The following is a 14,910-nucleotide window of genomic DNA, read 5'->3' as shown; positions in this document are numbered from 1 at the left end:
TGTTCCGCGCTTGAGTCGGCAATGAAACAGGGCGGGGGCGCAATCCTTCACGGACTGCAACACCCCGCCCCTTGTCAGGCAGCCTTGAGGCCACCCCAGCCCTGGCTGCGGGCCAACCGGCCCAACCGCCCAGGGCTCAAACCGCCATCACTTGGACGACGGGATCGAGCCTTCCACGCCCTTGACGTAGAAATTCACGCCGCCCAGGAACTTGTCGTCGGCCACGGCGTCTTTGGCCAGCACTTCCTTGCCGTCCTGACCCACGATCGGGCCCTTCCAGATGACGTAGCTGCCGTCCTTGAGGCCGGCCTTGATGGTCTCGACCTTGGCCTTGACCTCGGCCGGCACGGCGTCAGAAACCGCCACCAGGTCGATGGCGCCTTCCTTGACGCCCCACCACACGCCACCGGTTTGCCAAGTGCCTTCCAGCGCGTCCTTGGTGGCCTTGATGTAGTACGGGCCCCAGTTGATGACAGCCGATGCCAGGTGGGCCTTGGGGCCGAAGGCGCTCATGTCCGAGTCCCAGCCGAAGGCGTACTTGCCAGCCTTCTCGGCCGTCTGCAGCACGGCGGCCGAGTCGGTGTTCTGGAACAGCACGTCGGCGCCCTGGTTCAGCAGGCTTTGCGCGCCTTCGCTTTCCTTCGGGGGGTCGAACCAGGCGTTGACCCAGACCACCTTGGTCTTGATCTTGGGGTTCACGCTCTGGGCGCCCAGGGTGAAGGAGTTGATGTTGCGGATCACCTCGGGGATGGGGATCGAGCCCACGACGCCGACGGTGTTGGTCTTGGTCATGCTGCCCGCGATGACGCCAGCCATGTAGGCGCCTTCATAGGTGCGCGAGTCGTAGGTGCGCATGTTGGCGGCCGTCTTGTAGCCGGTGCCGTGCTCGAACTTGACGGCGGGGTTGTCGGCCGCGACCTTGAGCATGGGCTCCATGTAGCCGAAGGTGGTGCCAAAAATCAGGGTGTTGCCCTGGGCCACCAGGTCGCGGATCACGCGCTCGGCCTCGGGGCCCTCGGGCACCTTCTCCACGAAGGAGGTGACGACCTTGTCGCCGAATTCCTTCTCGACCGCCAGGCGACCCTGGTTGTGCGCGTAGGTCCAGCCCGCGTCGCCCACAGGGCCGACGTAGGCGAAAGCGATCTTCAGCGGAGCGGCGGCCACAGCGGCGGCGGACGCCGGGGCTTCGGAAGCAGCCGATGCGGCTTCAGGCGCAGCTTCTTTCTTGCCGCAGCCCACGAGGGCGGCGGTGGCGGTCAGGGCAGCAAAGCCAGCTAGCTTGAGCACGGAACGCTTGGACAGGTCAGAGGTCATGTCATCTCCAGGGTTGGGAACTTCTTATCCACAGGACGAACTGCAACAGCAACGATCATGCCCACTCAGGCTCCCGGATGGAAGGGCTTGCCGAGTGAAGCAGGCATGTTGATGCGGATCCACGTCGGGTTGCGAGAGATCAGCACCAGCACGACGATGGTGGCGAGGTAGGGCAGCATCGTCAGCAGTTGCGAAGGCACCTGCACGCCTTGCCCCTGCAGTTGGAACTGCAGCATCGTCACGCCACCGAACAGGTAAGCACCCAACAGCACGCGCAGCGGCCGCCAGGTGGCGAAAGTCGTCAGGGCCAGGGCGATCCAGCCCTTGCCGGCCACCATGCCTTCGACCCACAGCGGGGTGTAGACCAGCGAGATGTAGGCGCCGGCCACACCGCACAGCGCGCCGCCAACGCACACCGCCAGCAGGCGAATCGGCCGCACCGCATAGCCCAGCGCGTGCGCCGACTCGGGCGACTCGCCCACCGCGCGCAGCACCAGGCCCGAACGCGAGCGCAGCAGGAACCACGTCAGACCCAAGGCCAGCAAGATGGTGATGTAGACCAGTGGGTGGTGCCTGAAAAAGGCCGGCCCGACGAATGGCAGGTCAGACAGGTAAGGAATGGCATGGTTGACCCGCTCGGGCAGGCGCAACTGCGTGTAGGTGATGCCCACGAAGGCGCTGAGGCCCGCCCCGAAGAGGCTGAGCGCCAGCCCCGTGGCGTACTGGTTGGTGCCCAGCCAGATGACCAGCACACCAAATGCCGCCGCCAGCAGCGCGCCTGCACCGGCCGCCGCCGCAAAGCCGACCAGGTCGCTGCCCGTGTGCACGCAGGCCGCGTAGCCTGCGATGGCGGCCACCAGCATCATGCCCTCGGCGCCCAGGTTGAGCACGCCAGCGCGTTCGTTGATCAGCAGGCCCAGGGAGGCGAGCGCCACCACCGTGCCGGCGTTGAGGGTGGCCGCTGTCAAGAGGGCCAGGGATTCGGCGGTCATCATTTCTTGCTCACCCAGCGCAGGCGTTGGTGGATGAAGGTGTCGCAGGCCAGCAGCGCAAACAGCAGCAAGCCCTGAAAGACACCGGTGAGGGCCTTGGGCAGGCCCAGGCGCGACTGGGCGAGTTCACCGCCGATGTAGAACATGCTCATCAGCACCGCCGAGAACACGATGCCGAACGGGTTCAAGCGCCCCACAAAGGCCACGATGATGGCCGCGAAGCCGTAGCCCAGCGGCACGTACGGCGTGAGCTGACCTTGTGGCCCGGCCACATCCAGCGCCCCCGCCAGGCCGGCCATGCCGCCCGAGAGCAGCAGCGCCGTCCACAAAGCCTTGCGGCTCGAGAAGCCCGCATAGCGCGCCGCCGCCGGCGCCAGACCGCCCACTTGCAGCTGAAAGCCCGCGAAGGTGCGGTACAGGAACACCGCAAAACCCACCACCGCCACGGCCGCGATGAACACGCCGATGTTCAGGCGCCAGCCCTGCACGAGCTTGGGCACGCGCGCGGCTTCCAGGAAGGTGATGGTCTGCGGGAAGTTGTAGCCGTTGGGGTCCTTCCAGGGTCCGTAGACGAGGTAGCTCAGCAGCATCTCGGCCACGTAGACCAGCATCAGGCTGACCAGGATCTCGCTGGCGTTGAAGCGGTCGCGCAGCAGCGCCACGATGGCGGCCCAGGCCATGCCGCCCAAGGCACCGGCCGCCAGCACGGCGGGCATCAGCAAAGGCCCGCTCTCGGGCGTGGCCTGCATGGCCACCCCACCGGCGCAAATGGCCCCCAGGATGAACTGCCCTTCGGCGCCGATGTTCCAGAGGTTGGCCCTGAAACACACCGACAAGCCCAGCGCGATCAGCACCAGCGGCGTGGCCTTGAGGCTCAGCTCGGACAGCGCGTAGCCGCTCTTGAGCGGCTCGACGAAGAACATGCGCAAACCGGCCAAGGGGTCCTTGCCCAGGGCCACGAACAAGGCCACGCCCACCAGCACCGTGATCGCCAGCGCGATCAGGGGCGAGGTGAAGGTCAGCAGCTTCGACGGCGCCGGACGCGGTTCAAGCTTGAACATGGGCGCCCCCTTGCTGCGTCACCAGGCCGGGCACCGCTGCCGAAGCCTCGCCAGCGCCACCGTCCCACAAGCCGCTCATCCAGGCGCCAATCTGCTCCACGGTGGCCTCGGCGGCCGGGATGGACGGCGACAGCCGCCCTTGCGCCATCACCATCAGGCGGTCGCTCACTTCGAACAATTCGTCCAGCTCCTCGCTGACCACGAGCACGGCGCAGCCGGCATCGCGCAGCTTCAACAACTCGCCGCGGATCTGCGCCGCGGCCCCCACGTCCACGCCCCAGGTGGGCTGGGACACCAGCAGCACCTTGGGCGCCGCGTCGATCTCGCGGCCCATGATGAACTTCTGCAGGTTGCCGCCCGACAGGCTCTTGGCCAGCGCATGCGGCCCAGCGGCCTTGACCCTGAAGCGATCGATCAGCTCCACCGCCATGCCGGTGATGCCCTTGGTGCGCAACCAGCCGCCAGGGCCGATGGCGTCGTCGCGGGTGAGCAGGGTGTTCTGCGCCAGCGACAGGGTGGGCACAGCGCCACGGCCCAGGCGCTCTTCGGGCACGCTGTGCAGGCCCTTGTGGCGCCGGGCGCGTGGCGACGAGCGCGCCACGTCATGACCGAACAGGTGGACGGTGCCCGGCTTGGCACGCGGGTCCTCGCCACTGAGCACGGCCATCAAAGCCTGTTGCCCGTTGCCCGACACGCCAGCGATGCCGAGGATCTCGCCCGCGCGCAGCTCGAAACCGACGTCCTTGAGATCGGTGCCAAAAGGGTCGAGGCTGGGCACCGACAGGTGCTTGACAGACAGCGCCACCTCGCCCAACACGGCCTCGCTGCGGTGCAACTCGGGCGGCTCGCTGCCGATCATCAGGCGCGACAGGCTGGCGTTGCTTTCTTCACGCGGGTCGACCTCACCCGTGACCTTGCCACCGCGCAACACCGTGCAGCGCTGGCACAGCGCGCGGATCTCGTCGAGCTTGTGGCTGATGTAGAGGATGGAGCAGCCTTCGGCCGCCAGCTGGCGCAGCGTCACGAACAGCTTGCCCACGGCCTGAGGCGTGAGCACCGAGGTCGGCTCGTCGAGGATCAGCAGCTGAGGCTTGGTCAGCAGCGCCCGCACGATCTCGACCCGCTGGCGCTCGCCCACGGTCAGCGAATGCACGTGTCGATCGGGGTCCACCTCCAGGCCGTAAGCGCCCGAGACTTCGCGGATGCGCGCGGTGACCTCGGCCAGGCTCAGCGACTTGTCCAGGCCCAGCCACACGTTCTCGGCGGCGGTCAACGTGTCGAACAGCGAGAAGTGCTGGAACACCATGCTGATGCCCAGCGCCCGCGCCTCTTGCGGCGAGCGCACCTGCACCGGCTGGCCGTTGAAGAGCACCTCGCCCGAATCAGGCTTGACCGCGCCAAAGATGATCTTCATCAAGGTGGACTTGCCCGCGCCGTTTTCGCCCAGCACGGCGTGGATCTCGCCCGGGCGCACGTTGAGGCTGACGGCATCGTTGGCCCTGACACCGGGGTACTGCTTGGTGATGCGCCTGAGCTCGAGTCTGAGGGTCATGTGGGGGTGTGGAGATGGGGGCCGCAGTGGGGAGGCCAAAACTCAATGATGCCGCACGGGCGGCTGAACCTGATGCAAGCCTCGGACCACGTCGCGAACCTGCTCACGCAACCAACGGCTGGCGGCGGATTTGTGGGTCAGGTCGTGCCAAAGCTGGTAGTAGTTCAAAGACGGCAGCGGCACCGGGCAGCGGATGACCTTGACCTTCAGGTCGCGCACGTAGCGCTCGCAAAAGCGCCGCCCCGTGGTCAGCACCAGCAGCGAGCCCGCCACCATGTACGGGATCTGCGCGAAATGCGGATGCCGCACGACGATGCGCCGCTCCAGGCCCTTGGCCTGCAGGTGCTGCTCGATGATGCCCGGGCCGTCGGGGTGAAACGGCAGCGGCGCGATGTGTTCGGCCGCCAGGTACTGCTCGACCGACCAGGAGCGCTTGCCCTCCTTGGGCAGGCGCGCAGCCGGGTGGTCTTCGGACACCAGGCAGACCAGCTCGTCGCTGACCAGGCGGCCCAGGTGCAGCTCTTCAGAGGGCTCCAGCCAGTTGCCGATGACCAGGTCCACCTCGCCGCGCGCAAGGCTGCGCCGGTGATCAAGCTGGGTGCCCAGCGGCAGCACCTCCAGGCGCGAATGCGGCGCCAGGCGGCGCAGGCGCAGCGTGAGCTCGGGCAGGAACCAGGGGTCGAGGTAGTCGGTCGCCGCGATGCGGAAGGTCACCTCGGCGGTGGCGGGGTCAAAGCCCCGCGCCGCGCTCTTGTCGCCGAAGATCCATTGCGCCTGCTGCAAGATGGTGGCGGCCGGCTCGACCAGGCTCAGCGCCACGTCGGTGGGCGCCATGCCCTGACCGCTGCGCACCAGCAAAGGGTCGCCCGTGAGCTCGCGCAGCCGCCGCAGCTGGGCGCTGACGGCGGGCTGGTTGCTGCGCAGCTTGACGGCGGCGCGTGAGACGCTGGACTCGGTGATCACGGTGTGCAGAACCCGGATGAGTGACAGGTCGATCTTGTCGAAAAGCGCGCGCTGATTCATGCGTTGCTTTTTATCACCGATATGCGCAATCTTGTATACCGGCTCAAACACCAGACGCTAACCTGACACGCACACCCACCCGGAGTCCCCATGAGTTCCCCCACCCCACGCCCGATCCGTTTTGTCCACCGCGGCGAGGTGCAGCAGGTTGAAGGCCTTGCGCCGACCACGACCGTGCTGCAGTGGCTGCGCGAACACGCCCATTGCACCGGTACCAAGGAAGGCTGCGCCGAAGGCGACTGCGGCGCCTGCACCGTGGTCGTGGCCGAGCGCGACGCCGCCACCGGCGAGCTCAAGCGCCGCACGGTCAACAGCTGCATCCAGTTCCTGCCCACGCTCGACGGCCAGGCCCTGTTCACGGTCGAAGACGTGACCGCGCTGGGCCGCCAGGCCGCGCCCGACGCCCTGCACCCCTGCCAGGAGGCATTGGTCAGCTGCCACGGCTCGCAATGCGGCTTTTGCACCCCGGGCTTCGTGATGTCGCTGTGGCACAGCTACGAACAGCACGAACAAGCCCTGCCCCGCCCTGCCATGGCCGACGCGCTGGCCGGCAACCTGTGCCGCTGCACGGGCTACCGCCCCATCCTCGATGCCGGCGAGCAGATGTACGCCGCCCCACGCGTGACGCTGGACACCGCCCCGGTGCTGGCGCAACTCGAAGCCTTGCAAGCGGCCGCGCCCGACAGCCTGGTCTACGAAGGCCCCAACGGCGCCGCGCCCACGCAGGCCCAACGCTTCCACGCGCCCACCACGCTGGCCGAGCTGGCCGCGCTGCGCGAAGCCCTGCCCAACGCGCGCCTGCTGGCTGGCGCCACCGACATCGGGCTGTGGGTCAACAAGCAGTTCCGCGACCTGGGCGAGATCATCTACGTCGGCAAGGTGGCCGAGTTCCAGGGCGTCACGCTCAGCGGCGGCGCCCAGCCTGTGCTGGAAATCGGCGCCGGCGCCTCGCTCGAAGCGGCCTGGTCGGCGCTCGCGCAGCACGTGCCCGCGCTCAAGGAAATCTGGCTGCGCTTCGCCTCGCCACCCGTGCGCCACGCCGGCACCATGGGCGGCAACGTCGCCAACGGCTCGCCCATTGGCGACAGCGCGCCCATCCTGCTGTCGCTCGGCGCCTCCCTGGTGCTGCGCAAGGGCGCCGCCACGCGCGAGCTGCCGCTGTCGGCCTTCTACCTCGACTACATGAAGAACGACCTGCAGCCCGGCGAGTTCGTGCAGGCCATCCGCGTGCCGCTGCCCAGTGCCGCTGAAGGCGACGTGGTGCGCGCGTACAAGCTTTCCAAGCGCCGCGACAGCGACATCTCCGCCGTGTGCGCGGGCTTCTTCATCCGCATGGATGGCGAGCGCATCGCCGAGGCGCGCCTGGGCTGGGGGGGCATGGCCGCCACCGCCCGCCGCGCCAGCGCCACCGAAGCCGCCCTCACCGGCCAGCCCTGGACCGAAGCCACCCTGCGCGCCGCCCAAGCCGCCCTGGCACAAGACTTCCAACCGATGACCGACCTGCGCGCCAGCGCCAGCTACCGCCTCAAGGTGGCGCAGAACCTGTTGGAACGTTTTTGGCTGGAGACCCGAGCGGGCACCCCGCTGCGCGCCGATCAGGTGCAAGTCTGGCCCGCCACCTGCTGAACGAACCCACGGAGCCCCGCCATGAACCAAGCCGTGGACATCCCCGCCACCCACCTGCCACCCGACACGGTGGCCGCGCCCTCAACCACCGCCGCCGGCAAGCCCCTGGCGCACGAATCCGCCCGCCTGCACGTCGCGGGTGAAGCCACCTACATCGACGACCAGCCCGAGCTGGCCGGCACCCTGCACGCCGCCCTCGGCCTCTCGCCCGTGGCCCACGGCCGCCTCAAGGGCATCAACCTGGCCGCCCTGCGCGCCCTGCCCGGCGTGGTCGACGTCATCACCGCCGCCGACATCCCGGGCCGCAACGACTGCGGCGCCATCGTGCACGACGACCCCATCCTGGCCGATGGCACCGTGCACTACCTCGGGCAGCCCGTTTTCGCCGTGCTCTCGCACGACCGTGAACTGGCCCGCCGCGCCGCCGCGCAGGCCAAGGCCTTCCTCGACATCGAAGAGCTGCCCGCGCTGCTGACGCCCGAGGCCGCGCACGCTGCGAAGCAATACGTCGTGCCGCCGATGCGCATGGCGCGGGGCGACGCGGCCACTGGCATCGCGCAAGCACCGCACACGCTGCAAGGCCACATCCAGCTCGGCGGGCAAGAGCAGTTCTACCTCGAAGGCCAGATCTCGTACGCCATCCCGCAAGAAGGCGGCATGCTGGTGCACTGCTCCACGCAGCACCCGTCTGAAATGCAGCACGCCGTGGCCCACGCGCTGGGCCTGCATGCCCACCACGTGCAGGTCACCTGCCGCCGCATGGGTGGGGGCTTTGGCGGCAAGGAATCGCAGTCCGCCGTGTTCGCCTGCATCGCCGCCATCGCCGCGGCCAAGCTGCGCAAGCCCGTCAAGCTGCGCCCCGACCGCGACGACGACTTCATGGTCACCGGCCGGCGCCACTGCTTCACGCACGACTGGTCCATCGGCCACGACGACGAAGGCCGCATCCTCGGCGCGCAGGTCGAGATGGTGTCGCGCTGCGGCTTTTCGGCCGACCTGTCGGCCCCCGTCATGGCGCGCGCGCTGTGCCACTTCGACAACGCCTACTGGCTGCCCAACGTCCACATCGACGGCTTCTGCGCGCGCACCAACACGCAAAGCAACACGGCGTTTCGCGGCTTCGGTGGGCCGCAAGGCGCCTTCGCGGTCGACTACATCCTCGACGACATCGCCCGCAGCCTGGGCCGCGACGCGCTCGACGTGCGCCTGGCCAACCTCTACGGCATCGGCCACAACGACGTCACGCCCTACGGCCAGCAGGTCGAAGACAACGTGCTGCCCGCGCTGATCGGCGAGCTGGCCACCACCAGCGACTACCGCGCCCGCCGCGACGCCATCAACGCCTTCAACGCCAGCAGCCCCGTGCTCAAGAAGGGCCTGGCGCTCACGCCGCTGAAGTTCGGCATCTCCTTCAACGTGGTGCACCTGAACCAGGCCGGCGCGCTGGTGCATGTGTACACCGACGGCAGCGTGCTGGTGAACCACGGCGGCACCGAGATGGGCCAGGGCCTCAACACCAAGGTGGCGCAGATGGTGGCGCACACCCTGGGCCTGCTGCCAGAGCGCGTGCGCGTCACGGCCACCGACACCACCAAGGTGGCCAACACCTCGGCCACGGCCGCGTCCACCGGCTCTGACTTGAACGGCAAGGCCGCCGCCGACGCTGCGCAGCAGATCAAGTCGCGCCTGATCTCGCACCTGGCCGCCAAGCATGGCGTCAGCGTCGAAGCCATCCGCTTTGCAGACAGCCAGGTGCAAGTGGGCGACCAGGTGCTGCCCTTTGAAGACGTGGCCATGAGCGCCTACATGGCCCGCGTGCAACTGTGGTCCGACGGCTTTTACGCCACGCCCAAGCTGCACTGGGACCGCGACGCCATGCAGGGCCGCCCCTTCTACTACTTCGCCTATGGCGCCGCCGTCAGCGAGGTGCTGGTGGACACGCTCACCGGCGAGTTCAAGCTGCTGCGCGCCGACGTGCTGCACGACGTGGGCCAGTCCATCAACCCGGCGCTGGACATCGGCCAGGTCGAAGGCGCCTTCATCCAGGGCATGGGCTGGCTGACCACCGAAGAGCTGGTGTGGCACCCGCAAAGCGGCAAGCTGCTGACGCACGCGCCCTCCACCTACAAGATCCCCACCGCCAGCGACTGCCCGGCCGACTTCCGCGTCAAGCTGTTCGACAACCGCAACGTGGAAGACACCATCTACCGCTCCAAGGCCGTGGGCGAGCCGCCGCTGCTGCTGCCCTTCTCGGTGTTCTTCGCCATCCGCGACGCGGTGTCGGCGGTGGGCCAGCACAAGGTGCAGCCGCCGCTGCGCGCGCCCGCCACGGCCGAAGCCATCCTGGATGCGGTCGAGGCGGTGAAGGCGGCCGCACCCGCTGCGGCTTGATGCCTACCGCACGACACGGCTTCGCTGCGTTGACACCATGACCACACCCAACGCCATGACCGCACTGAGTGCCCGCCACCTGCGCCACGTCGCCGCGCAGTGGCTCGCAGCCGAGCGGCCTGCGCTGGTGGTGCGCGTGCACACCATCCGCGGCTCCACGCCGCGCGAGGCGGGTGTGCGCATGCTGGTGGGCGGGGGAGAACATGGCGGCCAAAGCGGTGATGCGCTGGGCACGGTCCTCGGAACCATCGGCGGCGGCCACCTCGAATGGCAAGCCATCGACCTGGCCCGCAAGGCCCTGGCCGAAGCACGCACCGCCAGCAAACCCCTCGCCGCCTGGCAACAAACCTTCGCCCTGGGCCCCACGCTGGGCCAATGCTGCGGCGGTTCTGTCGACCTGGCCTTCGAGCCCCTGACAGAAACCACGCTTCAAGCCTGGACCTTGCCCGCGCCCCGCTTCCACCTCGAACTGCACGGCGCCGGCCACGTCGGCCAGGCCATCGTCAAACTGCTGGCCGACATCGACTGCACCGTGCGCTGGTTGGACGAACGCGCCGACACCGCCGAAACCTGTGGCGCCGACGCCCCCGGTCTGCCCTCGCCCGAAGCCATCGCCGCTTTGCCGCCGCACATCCAGTTCGTCAGCACCGCCCAGGCCGAAGCCGAAGTGGCCGACGCGCCCGCACTGGCCTACCACCTCGTGCTCACCCACCGGCATGACCTGGACCTGCGCATCATCCACGCCGTGCTCAAGCGCGGCGACTTCGCCTTCGCGGGTCTGATCGGCTCGCAAACCAAGCGCGCCAAGTTCCTGCACCGGCTGCAGGCCATGGGCGTGAGCGACAACGCCATCGCCCGCCTGACCTGCCCCATCGGCCTGCCCGATCTGCCGGGAAAAGAGCCCGCCGTCATCGCCATCTCGGTGGTGGCGCAGCTGCTGCAGCGCACCGCCTGAGGCCGGCTCGCGCACCACGCCGCGCGGTGGCCGCCTTGCCCCCTCCAACGCCCACGCCCGCCCCATGCACACGCCCACCCTGCTCATCAAAGACGCCGACTGCGTCGCCACCATGGACGACGCCGGCACCGAATGGCGCCACGCCAGCGTGCTCATCCAGGGCCCGCGCATCGTGGCCTGCGGCCCCACGGCCGAGCTCGACCCCGCCCTGCTCGCCCAGGCCACCGACGTGATCGACGCGCGCGGCCACGTCGTCATCCCCGGCCTGGTCAACACGCACCACCACATGTACCAAAGCCTGACGCGGGCCATCCCGGCCGCGCAGGACGCCGAACTCTTCACCTGGCTGCGCACGCTCTACCCCATCTGGGCGGGCCTGACGCCCGAGATGGTGCGGGTGTCGACCCAGGTGGCCATGGCCGAGCTGCTGGTCAGCGGCTGCACCACCAGCAGCGACCACCTGTACCTCTACCCCAACGGCTGCCGGCTGGACGACAGCATCGAAGCGGCGCTGCAAATCGGCATGCGCTTTCACGCCAGCCGCGGCAGCATGAGCGTGGGCGAATCGAACGGCGGCCTGCCGCCCGACAGCCTGGTCGAGCGCGAGGCCGACATCCTCAAAGACTCGCAGCGCCTGATCGAGGCCTGGCACGACGAGCGCGACTTCAGCATGACGCGCATCGCGCTGGCGCCGTGCTCACCGTTTTCGGTCAGCCCCGACTTGATGCGCGAATCAGCAAGCCTGGCGCGCAGCTACCGGCGCGGCGTGCGCCTGCACACCCACCTGGCCGAGAACGACCACGACATTGCCTACAGCCGCGAGAAGTTCAACCAGACGCCCACCGAATACGCCGAAAGCCTGGGCTGGCTGGGCGACGACGTGTGGCACGCCCACTGCGTGAAGCTGGACGAACACGGCATCGGCCGCTTTGCCGCCACCCGCACGGGCGTGGCGCACTGCCCCTGCAGCAACATGCGCCTGGCCTCGGGCATCGCGCCCGTGCGCCGCATGCTCAACGCCGGCGTGCCCGTGGGCCTGGGCGTGGACGGCTCAGCCAGCAACGACGCCGCGCACATGCTGGCCGAAGCGCGGCAAGCGATGCTGCTGGCGCGCGCGGGGCGCAGCCTGGAGCCCTTCGGGTGTGACCATGGGCCGGCGGACATGAGTGCGCGCGCGGCTTTGCGTGTGGCGACGCGCGGTGGGGCCGAGGTGCTGGGGCGCACGGACATCGGGCAGATTGCGCCCGGGTTCGCGGCTGACTTGGCGATCTTTGACACGCGCACGCTGGGCATGGCCGGGGCGGCGGTGCATGACCCGGTGGCGGCCTTGCTGATGTGCCATGGGGAGCCGACGGCTTGGACGATTGTGAATGGGCGGGTGGTGGCTGACCACGGGCGGGTCACGACCGTAGAGATGGGGGCGGTGGTGGAGCGGCACAACCAATTGGCGATGACGCTGGCTCAGCGATGAGTGACTCCTTTAGGGCGAGATCAGCACGTCACTTCACCCATCCAACGCACTCAGTTTGCGATCGAACTGCTGCGCGGCGCGCGTGATGCATCCCACCAAATCTTCGCCTCTCTGGCGCGTGAGCCGATGGACGTCGCTGCTACCCATCGCGATCCCTCTCGACTGGGTTTCATTGACTTCAGCTCGGGCAATCAACTGCAACCGGTCGGCACTGAGCAAGTCGATGACGGTGTGATTGGTCCAAGTTGCCGTCGCAGTTGTCGGTTGACGATAAGAATGGTCATAAACCACGATCCAACGAGCACCCAACTCCTTGGCTTGAGCCAAGTCGTCGGCAACACGGACATCGGAAAAGTGTTTTTTGAGGGTATCCACGACGAGAGAGGTCGTGCGTTCGGGTGACCAAAACCGCTGGAAGGCCTGCAACTCTTCACGCGTGTAAGCGAGGTTGGCGAAGCCACCCTCGTCCGCGATCTTCTGAAAGCCCGCCCATGTGTCGCTGTAGCTGAGGTAATTGGCACCCAGGACGATGTAGACCGTCTGGTTGCGGAACTGGCCCGTGCGAGGTGCCAGGGTCGTCGCTGCAGGCGTCACGCCGTCGGGCAAAAGGCCGTTGTACATATCGACGCGAGGTTTACCGACTGCGCACCCCGTCAACAGTACAGCAATCGATATCGCGGACACAACTCCCACTCGGCGCATTGCGCCTCTGAATTCGACGATCCTGCTGCTCATGATTTGCCTTCCATCAATGGGTTTTGATTTCGCTTCTCACAGGCCCGGCCACGGTTGTGTGCAAACGCTGCGGTCACTGGCTATCATTTCGCAGGTTTCCCTTGCCGACGACGCGGTTTGCTGGAGATCGAGGGCCAGTTGATCAAGGTATGGATCCTGGGGGCATTTTCGAACAGCCTCGATCACCTTGACGGCCAATGAATGTGCGACGCGCGCAGTCTCAGTGATGCTGTCTTGTCTCGCACTTCCGGCAATGCGGCTCAAGCGATCAACCTCTGCTGTGCATGGCTTGGACGTGGCCAGTGCGCCCTTCGCCCGGATTCGTTCACGAGATTCTCGTTCGGCCAGACGCGTCTTCGCACTGCATAACTGAAGCTTCAACTCCAGCGAGCGCTTCACGTCGCTGGCCGAACTGTCCAGTTTGGCCAGCGATGATTCGATGCTGGCAATCATCTCTCGCAACTGAAAGGCGGGGTAGATGGGCTTGACCGTCATGTAGTCCTCTGGAACGGTCGCCCAGGACATGTGGGCTTGTAGCGCCGCGCGTTCTGATGAACACCCGCTTGAAGATGGGGCCGCTATCGAAGCGGACCTGCTGTTCGACGCCGGAATCGAGGGCTCGGTGCGAGCAGCCGTTTTCCCCACATCAGCCATCTCCAGCATTTGTCGGGCCAACGAAGCGTTGCCTTGCGTCGCCACCACGGCCGCACCCACGGCGACAAGATTTCCCATTGGAGAGGAGCCAGAAGCACGACTCAGCGCCTCCGCATCTCGCGCATCGTTGGCTCTTTGCACCCGCTCGAATTCAGACCTGGCCTGCGCGTCGTTGGAGCGATCGATTGCGCCCTTCATGGCGACTGCTGCGGCCGAACCACCTCTGCGAGGCAAACCCTGGCCAACGTCCGGCGCTGAACGCTGGGGCGGGGAGGCTCCGTTCGCCGTGAACCCGTCGATTTGGGCAGTGGCCGACGCCAAGTCACCCATCGTCTGATGCGACTGTGATTCGAGTTGCCTGAACGACTCGTCGGCAACGGCCTTTGCCACCGGGTTTCGACTGCCATCAGATGAGCGAGTTTTTTCAACGTCTTTGTACAAGCGACTGACCGCTGGGTCCTGATGATCGTTGCGCTTGACATAGGCCCCCTCGATTACCTCTGCTGCCGTGGCGTCGAGCGCTTTTTGAGCCGCATGTGTTGCAACGCCCTTCACCGCACCAGCAGGTGAGCCACTCGCTTCGTACAGCTCTTTGACCTGCTTGCCCGCCTTTTCCAAGTCGGCAAAAGCCTTTTCACCATTGCGAACAGTCGCTTCACAAGTTCTGTCCGCCGCGTCGATCTCGCGTTTGATGCGGTCGCGTTCCGCAAAGTGAGCAGAAATTTGAGCGTGCAGTTCCTTGGCTCGGTCTTGGTAAGGCTCGACACATCGCCAGTAGGCGTTGTTCCCTCGGCCGGTTAAAGCGCTGCATTCGGCGATCTGTTCTCGCTCCACCTGTTTGCGTTGAAGGATGCCTGCTTCACCCAACCGGTGCTCAGCCCGGTAGAACTGCATTGCCTTCTCGTGCGCAGAAGCGCATTCGCTCTTCGATTTGGGCTCCATCGGGTACTGCGCCGATATCCCCTCTGAAGTGCGCGCGCCAACCAAAGACTGCCCGAAAGGGGGTGCGGACGATTTCTTGGACTACCTGGAGGTAGTTCATGTTTTCATACGAGGATCGGCTGCGAGCCGTACAGCTCTACATCAAGTTGGGCAAGCGCGTTGGGTTGACCATTCGCCAGCTTGGCTATCCAACG

At 67.0% G+C, this 14,910-nt stretch carries 11 protein-coding genes; 4 read left to right on the top strand and 7 right to left on the bottom strand.

Features of this window, described 5'->3' with window-relative positions; genetic code table 11:
* Positions 1-147 precede the first annotated feature (147 nt).
* The 5 genes from ABG80_RS00830 to ABG80_RS00810 all read right to left on the bottom strand — a co-directional run bounded on the left by ABG80_RS00830 (position 148) and on the right by ABG80_RS00810 (position 5,942).
* The gene (locus tag ABG80_RS00830) at positions 148-1,314 is read right to left on the bottom strand and encodes a BMP family ABC transporter substrate-binding protein (RefSeq protein ID WP_058085903.1); all 1,167 of its coding nucleotides are present in this window, start codon (positions 1,312-1,314) and stop codon (positions 148-150) included.
* 65 nt (positions 1,315-1,379) lie between these two features.
* Positions 1,380-2,306, bottom strand: a complete 927-nt coding sequence (locus tag ABG80_RS00825) for an ABC transporter permease (RefSeq protein ID WP_058086028.1) — start codon at positions 2,304-2,306, stop codon at positions 1,380-1,382.
* Positions 2,306-3,367, bottom strand: a complete 1,062-nt coding sequence (locus ABG80_RS00820; RefSeq protein WP_058085902.1) for an ABC transporter permease — start codon at positions 3,365-3,367, stop codon at positions 2,306-2,308. Before ABG80_RS00820 ends, ABG80_RS00825 begins: the two co-directional genes overlap by 1 nt.
* Positions 3,354-4,919, bottom strand: coding sequence for an ABC transporter ATP-binding protein (locus tag ABG80_RS00815; protein ID WP_058085901.1), 1,566 nt, complete (start codon positions 4,917-4,919; stop codon positions 3,354-3,356). The genes ABG80_RS00820 and ABG80_RS00815 overlap by 14 nt, the downstream gene beginning before the upstream one ends.
* 42 nt (positions 4,920-4,961) lie before the next feature.
* The gene (locus ABG80_RS00810) at positions 4,962-5,942 is read right to left on the bottom strand and encodes a LysR family transcriptional regulator (protein ID WP_058085900.1); all 981 of its coding nucleotides are present in this window, start codon (positions 5,940-5,942) and stop codon (positions 4,962-4,964) included.
* Positions 5,943-6,032: 90 nt separating this feature from the next.
* Here ABG80_RS00810 and xdhA point away from each other — a divergent pair, with 90 nt between their 5' ends.
* The 4 genes from xdhA (at position 6,033) to ABG80_RS00790 (ending at position 12,385) form a co-directional block, all read left to right on the top strand.
* Positions 6,033-7,568: a xanthine dehydrogenase small subunit gene (gene xdhA / locus ABG80_RS00805; RefSeq protein ID WP_058085899.1), complete on the top strand. Its 1,536-nt coding sequence runs from the start codon at positions 6,033-6,035 to the stop codon at positions 7,566-7,568.
* A gap of 21 nt (positions 7,569-7,589) precedes the next feature.
* Complete coding sequence (xdhB, locus tag ABG80_RS00800) at positions 7,590-9,959, top strand: xanthine dehydrogenase molybdopterin binding subunit (RefSeq protein WP_058085898.1); 2,370 nt, start codon at positions 7,590-7,592, stop codon at positions 9,957-9,959.
* A 37-nt stretch (positions 9,960-9,996) separates the two neighbouring features.
* A complete protein-coding gene (xdhC, locus tag ABG80_RS00795; RefSeq protein WP_235513702.1) occupies positions 9,997-10,914 on the top strand; it encodes a xanthine dehydrogenase accessory protein XdhC in 918 nt (305 codons plus the stop codon).
* 64 nt (positions 10,915-10,978) lie between these two features.
* On the top strand, positions 10,979-12,385 hold the full coding sequence (locus tag ABG80_RS00790) for an 8-oxoguanine deaminase (RefSeq protein WP_058085897.1): 1,407 nt from the start codon (positions 10,979-10,981) through the stop codon (positions 12,383-12,385).
* A 33-nt stretch (positions 12,386-12,418) separates the two neighbouring features.
* Here ABG80_RS00790 and ABG80_RS00785 read toward each other — a convergent pair whose 3' ends face one another.
* Entirely contained in the window at positions 12,419-13,120 is a 702-nt protein-coding gene (locus tag ABG80_RS00785; RefSeq protein ID WP_152987396.1) for a hypothetical protein, read from the bottom strand.
* Between the two features lie 36 nt (positions 13,121-13,156).
* Positions 13,157-14,668, bottom strand: coding sequence for a hypothetical protein (locus ABG80_RS00780; protein WP_160322395.1), 1,512 nt, complete (start codon positions 14,666-14,668; stop codon positions 13,157-13,159).
* Positions 14,669-14,910 lie beyond the last annotated feature (242 nt).

It is taken from the genome of Aquabacterium parvum, assembly GCF_001447195.1.
In the GTDB taxonomy this organism is placed as follows: domain Bacteria; phylum Pseudomonadota; class Gammaproteobacteria; order Burkholderiales; family Burkholderiaceae_C; genus Aquabacterium; species Aquabacterium parvum.
The sequence above is the reverse complement of the archived record's forward strand: the minus strand, read 5'-3'. Positions and strand labels throughout refer to the sequence as shown.

Excerpts from the sequence above, each read along its gene's own strand:
- ABG80_RS00780 (WP_160322395.1), bottom strand. The coding sequence starts at position 14,668 with ATGCAGTTCTACCGGGCTGAGCACCGGTTGGGTGAAGCAGGCATCCTT.
- xdhB (WP_058085898.1), top strand. The coding sequence starts at position 7,590 with ATGAACCAAGCCGTGGACATCCCCGCCACCCACCTGCCACCCGACACG.
- ABG80_RS00820 (WP_058085902.1), bottom strand. The coding sequence starts at position 3,367 with ATGTTCAAGCTTGAACCGCGTCCGGCGCCGTCGAAGCTGCTGACCTTC.
- ABG80_RS00790 (WP_058085897.1), top strand. The coding sequence starts at position 10,979 with ATGCACACGCCCACCCTGCTCATCAAAGACGCCGACTGCGTCGCCACC.
- xdhC (WP_235513702.1), top strand. The coding sequence starts at position 9,997 with ATGACCACACCCAACGCCATGACCGCACTGAGTGCCCGCCACCTGCGC.
- ABG80_RS00825 (WP_058086028.1), bottom strand. The coding sequence starts at position 2,306 with ATGACCGCCGAATCCCTGGCCCTCTTGACAGCGGCCACCCTCAACGCC.
- ABG80_RS00785 (WP_152987396.1), bottom strand. The coding sequence starts at position 13,120 with ATGAGCAGCAGGATCGTCGAATTCAGAGGCGCAATGCGCCGAGTGGGA.
- ABG80_RS00830 (WP_058085903.1), bottom strand. The coding sequence starts at position 1,314 with ATGACCTCTGACCTGTCCAAGCGTTCCGTGCTCAAGCTAGCTGGCTTT.
- ABG80_RS00815 (WP_058085901.1), bottom strand. The coding sequence starts at position 4,919 with ATGACCCTCAGACTCGAGCTCAGGCGCATCACCAAGCAGTACCCCGGT.
- xdhA (WP_058085899.1), top strand. The coding sequence starts at position 6,033 with ATGAGTTCCCCCACCCCACGCCCGATCCGTTTTGTCCACCGCGGCGAG.
- ABG80_RS00810 (WP_058085900.1), bottom strand. The coding sequence starts at position 5,942 with ATGAATCAGCGCGCGCTTTTCGACAAGATCGACCTGTCACTCATCCGG.